An 11,309-nucleotide genomic window follows, 5' to 3' on the forward strand; every position below is an offset into this window, starting at 1 on the left:
TTTGGCTTTCTCACCAACACCCTCAGCCTGCCTGCCTTGATTGCCGCCATGGTGCGCTTGTATGTGCTTGCGCCCTGGAGCGTGAAGGCGGGGCTGATGGGGATGCAGGGCCGCGAGTTGCAGCTGGCTCTGCGGATGCTCAGGCCGTAGCCCCGGCGCAGGAGCTGCCTTGGCCGGCGGTGCAGCCGAAGCAGTGGTTGCCCCAGCGGATGGCGCGTTGCTCGAGCTGTTCGCGCGTGATCGCCTCAATCGTGGTTGGTGAGCCGCCGAGCGGTAGCTCGAGCATCTGGTTGAAATCGCAGTCGAACAGCTGACCATCAGCTGCCACCGAGAGCGTGTCGCGGCACATCAGGCCGTTGAGTGCCTCGTGGTTGAAGGCGTCGTGAAGAAGTTTCAAGTAGCAGTTCACATGGCCATCGCGCTGCAGTCGCTCCAGGAAGCGGGCGATCGGCATGTTGTTGAGGCCGATCAACTGATCGAACTGCACCCCAGCCAGCTCCTGCAGGCGGTGTTTCCACTGCAGCGTGTCGCAGGGTGTGAGCTGCTGCAGGCGGGTACCGGCGGGGTTGCTCATCAGTGTGAGCCGCCGCTGAGGATCCCCCTGGCCGTAGCCCAGCTGGTTGAGCCGCCGCAGCGCTTCAATCGAGGCCTCCCAGGTGCCATCGCCGCGCTGGGCATCGGTGCTCTCGGCTTCAGGCTGCGGCAGGCTCGCCACGATTTCCACCTGCTGCTCCGCCAGGAAGGCCGCCAGATCCCGCAGCGCTGGGAGCAACAACACCGTGAGGTTGCAGCGATCGATCACATGGCAGTCGTGGGCCCGGGCTGCCACGACCAGCTCCCTGAAGCGCGGATGCAGCTCCGGTGCGCCACCGGTGAGATCCACCACCGGCGGTTGCAGCCGCGCCATCGCCGCGATGCACTGGTCCACTACGGCATCAGGCATCAGGGTGTGGCCCTGATTGGGACCCGCATCCACATGGCAGTGGCTGCAGCGCATGTTGCAGAGCTTGCCCAGGTTGAGTTGCAGTACCCGCAGGGCGCTGCGGCGCGGTGAGCTGAGGTGGCGCTGCTGCAGGCTCGCTTCGAACTGCTGCTCAGCGGGCAGAGCCTGCGCCAGAAGCTCCCGTTGCTGGAGCGGCGCAAGTGCGGCGGTGGAGGTCAGGGTGCAGCAGCTGCGATCTGAGCCCAGTCTGCGGCGTTGATCAGCGGAAACAGCGCGTCTTCTGCGCGCACGGCATCCAGCCATCCTTCGGGCAGCTCCACCTCTCCATCGATGGCGCCCAGCAGCTGCCAGAAACGGCCCAGATGGCGCTCAATCCGTTCACGGGCCAGTTCGGTAGTGGTGCCGGCCCGCAGGATGAAGCTCCAATCCGAGCTCTGGGCCAGCAGCAGCTCGCGGCCCGCTTGGTTCAGCAGCTCCCGGGCCTGCTCGCTGCCCACGCCGCGGCTCACCCGCTGCACCATCGCCCGGGAGGCCCGGTGCCATTCCGGAATCACCCAGGCGTTGCTGTCGTTGAGCCAGTAGTTGTGGTAGCCGCCCTGGCCCCAGCTGGAGGGGGAGGGCTGGCAGAGCTGCAAGCTGGCGCCGCGGCTGAGGGTGTCGCGCAGGGTGGCGAGCCCCACGCCGCTGGCGGGCGCTTGGCGGAACAGCTCCGCCAGGAAGCGCGGCCCTTCAAACCACCAGTGGCCGAACAGCTCCGCATCAAATGGCGCCACCAGCAGCGGCGCGCGCTCCATGGCGCCCTGCAGATGTTGGAGGTGCTGGGCGCGGCCCTTCAGGTAGTGGGCGGCATCGCGCCGCACGGTGGCGTAAGCGGCTGACGGCTCATAGGCTTGCTTTCCATCGAGGCCGCAGTCGCGGCTGCTCACCCGGTGCAGCTTGAGGCCCAATGGCCGGCGGCAGCCGATGCCCCGTTGCTCCAGTTCGCCTTCGGGTAGATCCCAGCCCAGATCGCGGTGGAATTCGCGGTAACTGGCATCGCCGGGATAGCCGTCGCGGGCGCTCCACACCGGCAGGGTGGATTCACTGTCTCGCCCGAAGAAGGCCATGCCCGCCGGCGTGCAGACGGGGGCGTACACCCCGTAGCGGGGGCGAGGTTGGCCGTGCAGCAGGCCATGGGCATCGAGGATGGCGTAGCGCAGCCCGCAGCTCACCAGCAGGCGATCCAGCCCTTCGTAGTACGCGCACTCCGGCAGCCAGATCCCTTGGGGACGCACCCCCAGCAGCCGCTGGTGCTCGCGTACCGCCGTAAGCAGCTGGGCCCGCACCGCTTCAGGGCAATCCCGCAGCAGCGGCAGGTAGCCGTGGGTGGCGGCGCAGGTGAGCAGATCCAGCACGCCTGCCTGCTGCAGCCGCTGGAAGCGGGGCAGCAGGTTGCCCTGGCAGCGCTGCCAGGCGGCGGCGGTGCCGCTCAACTGTTGTGCCAGATCGGCGGCGGCCGCTTCGAAACCGGCGGGAGCCTGGAGCACCAGCTCCTGCCGCACCGCCAGCCAGGGGCCGAAGCGCTCGCTCAGCTCACGGTTGCTCAGCAGCGACAGCAGCGTGGGCGAAAGCCCCATGCTCAGGCGCGGTCGCTGGCTTGGGTCGGCTGCCGCCGCCTCCAGTACATCCAGCAGCGGCAGGTAGCACTCCAGCAGTGCCTGGAAATACCAGTCCTCCTCCAGGGAACCCGGCTCGCTGGAGTGCACGTAAGGCAGATGCGCGTGCAGCACCAGGGCGAGCTCGCCCTGGCTGCCGGTCTCCGTGGCCAGTGCGCCGGTGGCCAAGGTCCCAGCTCAGAGTGCGGCGACTTTACGCGCTGCTTTTAGGCTCAGGCCAGTGACTCGGCAGCGATGCAGCTGGCTCTGGCGGTCGACGGCCACAGCATGTTCTATGTGCAGCAGAAGCTGGGCTGGTTCTTCGACCCCCGCCGCCTGCTGGCCCATGCCACGGCTGCACCTGGCACGGAGATCGGTTCGGCCTTCTGGTACACCGGTCTGAAGGACCCCACCGATCAGCGCCCCTTCCGCGATGCGCTTACCAGCCTGGGGTTCACGGTGCGGGCCAAGCCTCTGCGGGAATTTGGTGGCGACGCGGATCAGCGCCAGTTCGGCCGCGCCAACCTCGATGTGGAGATCGCCATCGATCTCTTGGCCGTGGCCCACCGCATGGATGAGGTGTGGCTGCTCAGCGGCAGCCGTGATCTGGAGCGGTTGGTGGAGGTGTTGCGGATCAAGGGGGTGAAGGTGGTGCTGATCAGCACTGATGGCATGGTGCCCCGTGAATTACGCAATGCGGCCGATCGGTTCGTGGATCTGGCCGAGCTGAGGCCGCAGCTAGAGAAAAACGAGGCACTGCTGGCCAGCGCTGGTCGGAGCTGAGGCCACACCCCTAGGATGGGGCTAACTCATAACCATTCCGACTTGTAGCCGCCATGGCCCGCGACCCCGGCCGGGTATTGATCTTCGATACCACCCTGCGTGATGGGGAGCAGTCCCCTGGCGCCAGCCTCAATCTTGAGGAGAAGCTGGCGATCGCGCAGCAGCTGGCTCGCTTGGGCGTCGACATCATCGAGGCCGGCTTCCCCTTCGCCAGCCCTGGCGACTTCAATGCGGTGCAGCGCATTGCCGCCTCAGTGGGCACTCCCGATGGCCCGGTGATCTGCGGTTTGGCTCGGGCTGCCAAAGGAGACATCAAGGCCTGCGCGGATGCCGTGGCGCCCGCCGCCCATCGCCGTATCCACACCTTCATCGCCACCAGCGACATCCACCTCGAGCACAAACTGCGCAAAAGCCGCGCCGAGGTGATGCAGATCGCCGGCGAGATGGTGGCCTATGCCCGCTCCCTCGTCGACGACGTGGAGTTCTCCTGCGAGGACGCCGGCCGCTCTGATCCGGAGTTTATGTACGAGGTGATCGAGGCCGCCATCGCCGCCGGCGCCACCACGATCAACATTCCCGACACGGTGGGCTACGCCACTCCGGCGGAATTCGGTGCCCTGATCGATGGCATCAAACGCCATGTGCCCAACATCGATCAGGCCGTGATTTCGGTGCACGGCCACAACGATCTGGGCCTGGCTGTCGCCAACTTCCTCGAAGCGGTGAAAAACGGTGCCCGCCAGCTCGAGTGCACGATCAATGGCATCGGCGAACGGGCCGGCAACGCCTCGCTCGAGGAGCTGGTGATGGCGCTGCACGTGCGCCGCAGCTACTACAACCCCTTCCTGGGTCGCCCTGCTGACAGCACCGAGCCGCTCACCGGGGTGCGCACCGAGGAGATCTACAAAACCTCGCGTCTGGTGAGCAACCTCACCGGCATGGCGGTGCAGCCCAACAAGGCGATCGTGGGCGCCAACGCCTTTGCCCATGAGAGCGGCATCCACCAGGACGGCGTGCTCAAGAACCGCCTCACCTACGAAATCATTGATGCGCGCACGATTGGCCTGGCCGATAACCGCATCTCCCTGGGCAAGCTGAGCGGCCGCAGCGCCTTCCGCGCCCGCCTTGAAGAGCTCGGCTACAGCCTCGAGCGCGACGATCTCGACGACGCCTTTGCCCGCTTCAAGGAGCTGGCCGATCGCAAGCGTGAGATCAGCGATCGCGATCTCGAAGCCATTGTGAGCGAGCAGGTGCAGCAGCAGGATGAAGCCCGCTACACCCTCAAGCTGGTGCAGGTGAGCACCGGCACCAACTTGCAACCCACCGCCACCGTCACCTTGGTGAATGACGATGGGGCTGAACTCACCGAGGCGGCGATCGGCACCGGCCCTGTGGATGCGGTGTGTCAGGCGCTGAATCAGCTGGCCCGGGTGCCGAATGAGCTCGTGGAGTTTTCGGTGAAATCGGTCACCGAGGGCATCGATGCCATGGGTGAGGTGACGATCCGCCTGCGCGCCGATGGCGTGCTCTATTCCGGCCACGCTGCTGACACTGACATCGTGGTGGCGGCTGCCCAGGCCTTCGTGAACGCGCTGAACCGCCTGGTGGCCGGCAGCCATCGCTCCCCGTTGCACCCCCAGAAGGCTCCCTTGCCGGTGGGTGATCTCTCTCCGGCGGAGCGGCCGCGCCTCTGATGGCTCACCCCGCGAGCGGTAGGCCTCGCACGCTGCTCGCCAGCGGTTTGCAGCTGGTTGTGCTGCTGCTGATTGCTGTGGCGATGCTGGTGCCGTTGTTCTGGCTGGTGAGCACCTCGCTCAAGGGCCCCGCCGAGAACATCTTCACCACCCCGCCATCGCTGCTGCCCAGCCAGCCCAGCCTGGAGGCCTACCAGCGGTTGTTCGCTGACAACCCGATGCTGGGTTACATCCGCAACAGTGCCATCGTGAGCGGCCTGGCGGTGCTGGCGAATCTGCTCTTTTGCTCGTTAGCGGCGTATCCGTTGGCCCGCATGCGCTTCGCCGGGCGGGGTCTTGTGCTGGCCCTTGTCGTGGCCACGATCTTGATCCCCTTCCAGGTGGTGATGATTCCGCTCTACCTGCTGATGGTGCAGCTGGGGCTGCGCAACACGCTCTGGGCGCTGATCATTCCACAGGCCGCCACCGCCTTCGGGATTTTTTTGCTGCGCCAAAGCTTTGCCGGTGTGCCGGTGGAACTGGAAGAGGCCGCCCGCATCGATGGCTGCACGCCTCTCGGTGAGTGGTGGAACGTGATGATCCCAGCCGCTCGCGCCGATTTGATCACTCTGGCGATGTTCGTGTTCATCGGCACCTGGAGCGATTTCCTCTGGCCGTTGGTGATCCTCGACGACCCGAATCTCTACACCCTTCCACTTGGTTTGCAGCAACTGGCCAGTAGCTTCTCGCTCGACTGGCGCTTGGTGGCGGCGGGGGCGGTGGTGTCGATCCTGCCGGTGCTGGTCTTGTTCATCGGCCTGCAGCGTTACATCCTCCCCAGCGCCAGCGGCGATGCCGTAAAGGGTTGATCGATGGGCCTTGTGACGCCTTGCTGGGGCGAGGTGTTGTGCACCGGTCGCTGTCCACGGGCGGATATCCATGGATATCCGCCCGTGGACACCTCCAAGCACCATCACCTTTCGTGCCGGGCTGCCAATCAGCTCCGGGAGTTCCGCTCACACGATCACATCCGGCTCAGGCTCCATAGGCCAGCCACCAGGCGCTCCAGCCCTTCGCTGAGCTCCGCCGGCCCCAGCATTCCGTAGCTGAGCCGCAGGCAGCAGCCGCTCAGCCCGAAGCTGCTGCCGCTCACCAACGCCACGCGGTGCTGGCGGATCAGCTGCTCCATCGCCTGATCGCTGCTGAGCGTGCTCTCGAGCTCCAGCAGGGCATAAAACGCGCCATCCGGCTGGGCCAGCAGGCGCCAGGGAACCGCCGGCTGGTTGAGGGCATCCAGCACCTGTTGGCGGCGGGTGGCGAGGCCGTGGATCTGGCCGCGGCACCAATCCGCGCCGGCGGCGAGGGCTCCGAGGGCCGCCTGCTGGTTGAGTTGGGGTGGGTGGATCAGGATTGTGTCCTGCACCTTGGCCAGATCAGCCATCAGGTTCTGTGGCACCACTGCCCAGCCGATGCGCCAGCCCGCCATGCCGTGGCTTTTGGAGAGCGAGCCCAGCGTGATCGTGTGACTGCAGCTGCCGGCACCGCTGCCAGGACTCCACACCGATTCACCGCCGTAGCTGAACAGTGCATAGGCCTCATCGCTGATGTGCACCAGTCCGCGCTCGGCGCAGAGGCGATTGATCGCCGCGAGCACATCTGGCGGGAAGACGGCGCCACTGGGGTTGTTGGGGGAGATGGTCACGATCGCTCGAGTGCGCGGCGTGATTGCCGCTGCTAGGTGCTCCGGATCCGGCACCACGCCGGCCTCCACCGCAACGGGCGATCCGCCCGCTAGGCGGATCGCCATCTCATGGTTGAAGTAATAAGGGACCGGCAGGATCAGCTCATCGCCGGGGTCGCAGAGCACTTGCACCACGGCGTTGAAGGCCATGTTGCTGCCGGCGGTGATCAGTAGCGCGCTCTCACTTAGATCCAAGCCCTGTTCGCGCTGCAGCCATAACCCCAGTGCGTCACGTAGCGCATCGGATCCAGCCACGGGGCCGTAGCGATCGAGGCCTGGATCGTGCTGCTGCAGGGCCGCAGCCACGGCCTGGTGCACCTGCTCTGGTGGCCCCCAGCTCACCATTCCCTGGCCCAGCGAAAGCGTGCCGGGGGTCTGACGAATCAGCTCCCCCATCACAGGAATCACCGGCTGCTGCACCTGCTCCAGCCGGCGGGCGGCTGCAGGTTGTTTCATTCCTGACCGCTGGGCAGCGGCGGCAAGGCGGGCAGGCGGCCCGGTTTGGGTTTGCTGGTGCGGCCATTGAGATCCACGCTGTTGTCGAGGGGGAACTGGGGATCGCGCTCCTGGCTGCGCAGCTGGGCTCGCAGGCTGGCCTGTTCACTCCTCAGGCTCTGCACGGTCTGCTCCAGACCTTCGAGGTTTTGCAGGCGCTCAGCGGTGGAGCGCACCTGCTCCTCGAGCGCGTTGGTGCGATCGAGATCCTTTTCGTTCTCCAGGGTTTGCAGCTTGTCTTGCAGGGTCTGGATGCGTTCACCCTGTTGCCGCACCTGCAGCAGCACCACCACGAACAGCACGGCCACCAGGGCGGTGAGGCCGGCACCGGTGCGTCGCATCCAGGTGGGCAAGGGGGCTTGCGGGCTGCTGGAGCGGGCGCTGGAGCTCATGGGGCGGCTTCGGATTCGTCAAGTTTGGAACGCGCCGCCTCCCTTGGCGAGGCTTTTGGCTAGACCAGCGGTAATTCAGGCTTTTCTGTGTCGCTCGAACAGCTCGACGCCTTCCTTGCGCACGCCCGTGAGCAGCCCCATCTGGCGGAGCGTTTACAGCAGCCGTTGGATCTGGAGGACCTGCTGCAGATCGCCCAGGCCGAAGGCTTCGCCGTGAGCGAGCACGACGTGATCAAGGCGCAGCTCCGGGAAGAGGAGCACCTCAGCGATGCGGAGCTGCAGCGCCGGGCCGGAGAGGAGGCGCGCAGGCTGCGCCATTTCATCCCGGGTTGATCCGATGGCGCTGATGCCCGAACGGGTGGCGGATTACCCGCGCCCCCCAGCTCTGGTGGCGAGTGAGCAGTTGATTGAGGTGCGCGCCCTGGGGGAGCTGCTGGTTCAGACCCGCCGCAGCCTGCGGGTGCTGGAAACCTTTCACCCACCCACCTACTACCTGCCCCCGGAGGCGATGCGGCTTGAGCTGCTGGAGCCGGCGGCCGGCCGCAGTTTCTGCGAATGGAAAGGTGTCGCCAGCTACTTCACCGCCGTGGTGGGCGATCGACGCCTGATGCGGGCCGTGTGGAGCTACGCCAATCCCACTGGAGCTTTTGCGCCGCTGGCGGGTTGGTATGCGCTCTATCCAGGTTTGATGGATGGATGCTGGGTGGATGGTGAACCTGTGCAGCCGCAGCCCGGTGGGTTTTACGGAGGTTGGATTACCTCAGCGGTGCAGGGGCCCTTCAAGGGTGATCCTGAGCATCCGGAGTTGATCTGAAGCGGGCTGGGTTTCAGGCTTGCAGCAGGCGGCAGCCGATCTGGATGGCGCCGTTATCCAGCAGGCGGCCCAGTTTGAGGGCTACCGCTGCTTCAGCCCGGTTGAACTGGGCCTGCATGCTGGTGACCCAGGCGATTTCTTCGCTGGTAATCACGCCGGTGGAGAGGCTCTCCAGAAACACTTCGCCGATGCTCATGTGCACAGCCGTTGCGCTGCACGAACGCTAGGGAGGGTGTTCCACCTGTCTGGTGGATGTGATGCGTTGTTACTTCACAGCTGCGTCATGCTCTGCTGGTCTGAAGCGCACCGTTGGTCATGACCTTCTATGAATTGATCTGGCAGGGCGAGGGCGTTGGTGATGCGGGCGATCTTGAGGAAGCGCTGCTCAATTTTCAGGAGATCAAGCCCAAGCAGTTGAGCTGGCAGCAGGTGTTTGCCGATGCCAACCTGGCCCCGCCCAGCATCCGCCGTTACCGCTCCTTCGACGCCTTTCTCGACAACGAAGATGAGCTCGAAACGATCCATCCCACCCAGGACATGCTTGAGCGCTTTGCGCCTGATCAGCCCTGATGAGCCCGGCGCCCCCTGGCGCTTCAGCGGTGGAGCCGCCACGCTGCGGGAATGGATCCGTTCTTCCCAGACGCTGCACCGAACCCCCAGGTCTGGGGAGCGGAGGTGATGCTGATCCAACCCACCAGCCTGGAGGGGGTGCAGGAGGCGGTGATGGCCCTGCGCGATCACGCCACGGTGCTGCTCAATCTCTCCAGCCTGCCGGCGGATCAGATGCAGCGGGCTGCTGATTTCATGGCTGGTGGTGCTTTTGCCCTTGATGCGCAACAGGAGCGTCTGGGGGAGCGGGTGCTGTTGTTTGCGCCCCATTTCGTGCAGGTGCATCGCGATTGAGAGGGCAAGCTGGGGTGCTGCGGCAGGGGCAGTGATGGATGTGCGCGATCTGGATCTGGCGGGTTGCACCCCCGTGAATCACCTCTGGGGAGAGCTGGTGGAGCGGCTCGGTCTCGAGCGCAGCACTCGAGCGGTGCAACAGGCCCTCGATTTGCAGGCGATGCGCGGCAGTGACAGCAGCCTGCCGGTGGTGCTGGTGGAAACCTGCGGCATGGCCTTGATCGAGCGCGGAGCCCTGCGCCGCGCCACCGGTTTGCCCTGGCCGGAGGGCCCAGGCGCGCTGTTGCTGATCAGTTGCCCTCGCCAGGAGCTGCAGGTGCTGCAGCTGGAGCGTTAGTCGAACGTGCAGGTGGGTGTGAGCCCCGGCACGCGGAACTCCATAAACCACAGGTATTCACGGCTGCGCCAACCCAGATCAAAGGGTTCTGTGGTTTCCCATTCATCGGGCTTGAGGCCGAAGGCCTCCTCCAGGAAGGCGGGCACCAGAGCCTCCACCTCGTCCTGGCCGGCTTCCCCTTCATCGAACAGGCGATCGGTGTAGATCACCGCGAAGATCTCGTTCTCTTCATCGCAGATCACCACCTCAAAGCCGCTGTCGCCGCCAGTGGGCAAGGTGTGAAGCTCGAAGTATTCGTCCCGCTCCAGTGGATCGCTGGGGGCCTGATCCAGGAGCGCGGCCAGGGCCTGCTTGAAGCGATCCAAAGCCATCGGGCCGGGGCGGTTGCTGTCAGTGTGGCGGTATCGGGTCGCAACGGCCAATGCAGCGCTGGCGGTGATGATGGATGGGCTGGATCCGGCCTGGATCATGCACCACAGCCCCGATCTGCTGGTGCTCAACAAGCCCCACGGTTTGCTCTGCCAGCCGGGTTTGGGGCCTGAGCTTGCTGATTCCCTGATCAGCCGGGTGCAGCGCCAGTGGCCCTCAGGCCAGCTGGTGCATCGCCTCGATCGCGATACCTCCGGGTTGATCCTGGTGGCCCTCACCCCAGAGTTGCATCGCGCTCTCAGTGGTTTGTTCGCGGAACGCCGGGTGCACAAGCGCTATGTGGCTGATGTGGATGGGGTGCCCGAGCAGGCCGAAGGGCTGATCGAGCTGCCGATCGCGAAACGCCAGCACCGCCCTCCGCTCTACGGGGTGGATCCGGCCGGTAAAGCCTGCGCCACGCGCTGGCGGTTGCTGGGCCAAAGCAGCGGTTGCAGCCGGCTGGAGCTCGAGCCGCTCACGGGGCGCTCCCATCAGCTGCGGGTGCACCTGCAGGACATCGGCCATCCGATCCTGGGAGACCCGTTGTACGGGCCGGATGCCAAGGCTTCGCTGGCGGCACCGATCCAGCGGCTGCATCTGCATGCGAGCCGCCTTGGCTTTGCGCACCCCAGCAGCGGCCGACCTCTTCAGTTCACGGCTCCCACACCCTTTGAGCTCCCCAGCCCATGAGCGCCCATCCACCAGCCATCGCCGCCCTGGGCTATTTGGCTGCCAGCCTCACCACGCTCAGCTTCATCCCGCAGGCGATCAAGACCCTGCGCACCGGCGACACCCGCGGCATCTCCTTACGCATGTATGCCCTGTTCACCGCCGGTATTGCCCTGTGGGGCGTGTACGGCTTGCTCACCGGCGACGGGCCATTGATCGTTGCCAATGCCATCACGCTGGTGGCGGCAGGCTTGATCCTCGATCGCAAGTGGCGCGCCTGGTGGGCCGAGCGCCAGGCGGATCAGCGGTTGCGTGGCGGTAGGCCGCTGCCGTAACGCAGCAGTTTCAGCCAGGTGGCGATGCGCAGCCCGGCGGCGGCGGCGACCACAGCCATCAGCAGTGCAACCGCGCCCCAGAGACCAGGCCCCAGCCAGGCGCTGGCCACGGCAGCAATGGCGGCTGCTGCCCAGCTCAACGGCTGCAGTTGTCGTAGGCCTCGATCGGCGCCTGAGCAGCT

16 protein-coding genes and 2 pseudogenes are annotated in these 11,309 nt (G+C 65.8%); 11 read left to right on the forward strand and 7 right to left on the reverse strand.

The features are described 5' to 3' along the window. Positions 1–150: pseudogene (locus tag ACIQ2E_RS07865) on the forward strand (lycopene cyclase); the annotation flags it as partial. Here the strand turns inward: ACIQ2E_RS07865 and arsS are convergent. Both arsS and ACIQ2E_RS07875 read right to left on the reverse strand, forming a co-directional pair. Beyond that, complete coding sequence (arsS, locus tag ACIQ2E_RS07870; RefSeq protein ID WP_398328581.1) at positions 140–1,246, reverse strand: arsenosugar biosynthesis radical SAM (seleno)protein ArsS; 1,107 nt, start codon at positions 1,244–1,246, stop codon at positions 140–142. The pseudogene ACIQ2E_RS07865 and the gene arsS overlap by 11 nt on opposite strands. Then, positions 1,159–2,766, reverse strand: coding sequence for a glycoside hydrolase family 57 protein (locus ACIQ2E_RS07875; protein WP_398328584.1), 1,608 nt, complete (start codon positions 2,764–2,766; stop codon positions 1,159–1,161). Before ACIQ2E_RS07875 ends, arsS begins: the two co-directional genes overlap by 88 nt. Before the next feature lie 66 nt (positions 2,767–2,832). Between ACIQ2E_RS07875 and ACIQ2E_RS07880 the strand changes: the two genes are divergently transcribed. The 3 genes from ACIQ2E_RS07880 to ACIQ2E_RS07890 are packed head-to-tail and all read left to right on the forward strand — an operon-like array spanning position 2,833 to position 5,902. Continuing rightward, positions 2,833–3,360, forward strand: a complete 528-nt coding sequence (locus tag ACIQ2E_RS07880) for an NYN domain-containing protein (protein ID WP_398328587.1) — start codon at positions 2,833–2,835, stop codon at positions 3,358–3,360. 53 nt (positions 3,361–3,413) lie between these two features. After that, positions 3,414–5,054 carry a 2-isopropylmalate synthase gene (locus ACIQ2E_RS07885; protein WP_398328589.1) on the forward strand — a complete coding sequence of 547 codons (1,641 nt, stop codon included), beginning with the start codon at positions 3,414–3,416 and terminating at the stop codon, positions 5,052–5,054. After that, positions 5,054–5,902 carry a carbohydrate ABC transporter permease gene (locus ACIQ2E_RS07890; RefSeq protein ID WP_398328592.1) on the forward strand — a complete coding sequence of 283 codons (849 nt, stop codon included), beginning with the start codon at positions 5,054–5,056 and terminating at the stop codon, positions 5,900–5,902. The genes ACIQ2E_RS07885 and ACIQ2E_RS07890 overlap by 1 nt, the downstream gene beginning before the upstream one ends. Positions 5,903–6,057: 155 nt before the next feature. Here the strand turns inward: ACIQ2E_RS07890 and ACIQ2E_RS07895 are convergent, their stop codons facing one another. Beyond that, positions 6,058–7,230, reverse strand: coding sequence for an aminotransferase class I/II-fold pyridoxal phosphate-dependent enzyme (locus ACIQ2E_RS07895; RefSeq protein ID WP_398328595.1), 1,173 nt, complete (start codon positions 7,228–7,230; stop codon positions 6,058–6,060). Then, complete coding sequence (locus tag ACIQ2E_RS07900) at positions 7,227–7,661, reverse strand: hypothetical protein (RefSeq protein ID WP_398328598.1); 435 nt, start codon at positions 7,659–7,661, stop codon at positions 7,227–7,229. The genes ACIQ2E_RS07895 and ACIQ2E_RS07900 overlap by 4 nt, the downstream gene beginning before the upstream one ends. An 87-nt stretch (positions 7,662–7,748) precedes the next feature. Here ACIQ2E_RS07900 and ACIQ2E_RS07905 point away from each other — a divergent pair, with 87 nt between their 5' ends. Further along, complete coding sequence (locus ACIQ2E_RS07905; protein ID WP_398328601.1) at positions 7,749–7,994, forward strand: Nif11-like leader peptide family RiPP precursor; 246 nt, start codon at positions 7,749–7,751, stop codon at positions 7,992–7,994. A 4-nt stretch (positions 7,995–7,998) separates the two neighbouring features. Then, positions 7,999–8,475 carry a DUF427 domain-containing protein gene (locus tag ACIQ2E_RS07910; RefSeq protein WP_398328605.1) on the forward strand — a complete coding sequence of 159 codons (477 nt, stop codon included), beginning with the start codon at positions 7,999–8,001 and terminating at the stop codon, positions 8,473–8,475. Between the two features lie 13 nt (positions 8,476–8,488). Here the strand turns inward: ACIQ2E_RS07910 and ACIQ2E_RS07915 are convergent, their stop codons facing one another. Further along, on the reverse strand, positions 8,489–8,671 hold the full coding sequence (locus ACIQ2E_RS07915; protein ID WP_398328608.1) for a hypothetical protein: 183 nt from the start codon (positions 8,669–8,671) through the stop codon (positions 8,489–8,491). A 119-nt stretch (positions 8,672–8,790) separates the two neighbouring features. On the opposite strand from ACIQ2E_RS07915, the gene ACIQ2E_RS07920 reads away from it, so the two are divergent. The 3 genes from ACIQ2E_RS07920 to ACIQ2E_RS07930 are packed head-to-tail and all read left to right on the forward strand — an operon-like array spanning position 8,791 to position 9,715. Continuing rightward, positions 8,791–9,045 carry a hypothetical protein gene (locus ACIQ2E_RS07920; protein WP_398328611.1) on the forward strand — a complete coding sequence of 85 codons (255 nt, stop codon included), beginning with the start codon at positions 8,791–8,793 and terminating at the stop codon, positions 9,043–9,045. A gap of 51 nt (positions 9,046–9,096) precedes the next feature. Then, positions 9,097–9,378 (forward strand): cell division protein SepF, encoded by a 282-nt coding sequence (locus tag ACIQ2E_RS07925; RefSeq protein WP_296368634.1) that lies wholly within the window; start codon positions 9,097–9,099, stop codon positions 9,376–9,378. 34 nt (positions 9,379–9,412) lie between these two features. Beyond that, positions 9,413–9,715, forward strand: a complete 303-nt coding sequence (locus tag ACIQ2E_RS07930; RefSeq protein ID WP_296368632.1) for a hypothetical protein — start codon at positions 9,413–9,415, stop codon at positions 9,713–9,715. Here the strand turns inward: ACIQ2E_RS07930 and ACIQ2E_RS07935 are convergent. Next, on the reverse strand, positions 9,712–10,086 hold the full coding sequence (locus tag ACIQ2E_RS07935) for a hypothetical protein (protein WP_398328615.1): 375 nt from the start codon (positions 10,084–10,086) through the stop codon (positions 9,712–9,714). The two genes, ACIQ2E_RS07930 and ACIQ2E_RS07935, sit on opposite strands and share 4 nt — an antisense overlap. Between ACIQ2E_RS07935 and ACIQ2E_RS07940 the strand changes: the two genes are divergently transcribed. Both ACIQ2E_RS07940 and ACIQ2E_RS07945 read left to right on the forward strand, forming a co-directional pair. Next, positions 10,067–10,813: an RluA family pseudouridine synthase gene (locus tag ACIQ2E_RS07940; RefSeq protein ID WP_398328618.1), complete on the forward strand. Its 747-nt coding sequence runs from the start codon at positions 10,067–10,069 to the stop codon at positions 10,811–10,813. The two genes, ACIQ2E_RS07935 and ACIQ2E_RS07940, sit on opposite strands and share 20 nt — an antisense overlap. Next, positions 10,810–11,127 carry a SemiSWEET transporter gene (locus ACIQ2E_RS07945; protein ID WP_398328621.1) on the forward strand — a complete coding sequence of 106 codons (318 nt, stop codon included), beginning with the start codon at positions 10,810–10,812 and terminating at the stop codon, positions 11,125–11,127. Before ACIQ2E_RS07940 ends, ACIQ2E_RS07945 begins: the two co-directional genes overlap by 4 nt. Here the strand turns inward: ACIQ2E_RS07945 and ACIQ2E_RS07950 are convergent. Beyond that, positions 11,094–11,309 (reverse strand): annotated as a pseudogene (locus ACIQ2E_RS07950) (cell death suppressor protein Lls1); the annotation flags it as partial. The gene ACIQ2E_RS07945 and the pseudogene ACIQ2E_RS07950 sit on opposite strands and share 34 nt — an antisense overlap.

It is taken from the genome of Vulcanococcus sp. (assembly GCF_044369115.1).
GTDB lineage: Bacteria > Cyanobacteriota > Cyanobacteriia > PCC-6307 > Cyanobiaceae > Vulcanococcus.

What these genes read in the sequence shown, in the direction of transcription:
- ACIQ2E_RS07895 (WP_398328595.1), bottom strand. Translation starts at nt 7,230, where the DNA reads ATGAAACAACCTGCAGCCGCCCGCCGGCTGGAGCAGGTGCAGCAGCCG.
- ACIQ2E_RS07930 (WP_296368632.1), top strand. Translation starts at nt 9,413, where the DNA reads ATGGATGTGCGCGATCTGGATCTGGCGGGTTGCACCCCCGTGAATCAC.
- ACIQ2E_RS07945 (WP_398328621.1), top strand. Translation starts at nt 10,810, where the DNA reads ATGAGCGCCCATCCACCAGCCATCGCCGCCCTGGGCTATTTGGCTGCC.
- ACIQ2E_RS07915 (WP_398328608.1), bottom strand. Translation starts at nt 8,671, where the DNA reads ATGAGCATCGGCGAAGTGTTTCTGGAGAGCCTCTCCACCGGCGTGATT.
- ACIQ2E_RS07890 (WP_398328592.1), top strand. Translation starts at nt 5,054, where the DNA reads ATGGCTCACCCCGCGAGCGGTAGGCCTCGCACGCTGCTCGCCAGCGGT.
- ACIQ2E_RS07935 (WP_398328615.1), bottom strand. Translation starts at nt 10,086, where the DNA reads ATGGCTTTGGATCGCTTCAAGCAGGCCCTGGCCGCGCTCCTGGATCAG.
- ACIQ2E_RS07900 (WP_398328598.1), bottom strand. Translation starts at nt 7,661, where the DNA reads ATGAGCTCCAGCGCCCGCTCCAGCAGCCCGCAAGCCCCCTTGCCCACC.
- ACIQ2E_RS07885 (WP_398328589.1), top strand. Translation starts at nt 3,414, where the DNA reads ATGGCCCGCGACCCCGGCCGGGTATTGATCTTCGATACCACCCTGCGT.
- ACIQ2E_RS07880 (WP_398328587.1), top strand. Translation starts at nt 2,833, where the DNA reads ATGCAGCTGGCTCTGGCGGTCGACGGCCACAGCATGTTCTATGTGCAG.
- arsS (WP_398328581.1), bottom strand. Translation starts at nt 1,246, where the DNA reads ATGGCTGGATGCCGTGCGCGCAGAAGACGCGCTGTTTCCGCTGATCAA.
- ACIQ2E_RS07925 (WP_296368634.1), top strand. Translation starts at nt 9,097, where the DNA reads ATGGATCCGTTCTTCCCAGACGCTGCACCGAACCCCCAGGTCTGGGGA.
- ACIQ2E_RS07910 (WP_398328605.1), top strand. Translation starts at nt 7,999, where the DNA reads ATGGCGCTGATGCCCGAACGGGTGGCGGATTACCCGCGCCCCCCAGCT.
- ACIQ2E_RS07920 (WP_398328611.1), top strand. Translation starts at nt 8,791, where the DNA reads ATGACCTTCTATGAATTGATCTGGCAGGGCGAGGGCGTTGGTGATGCG.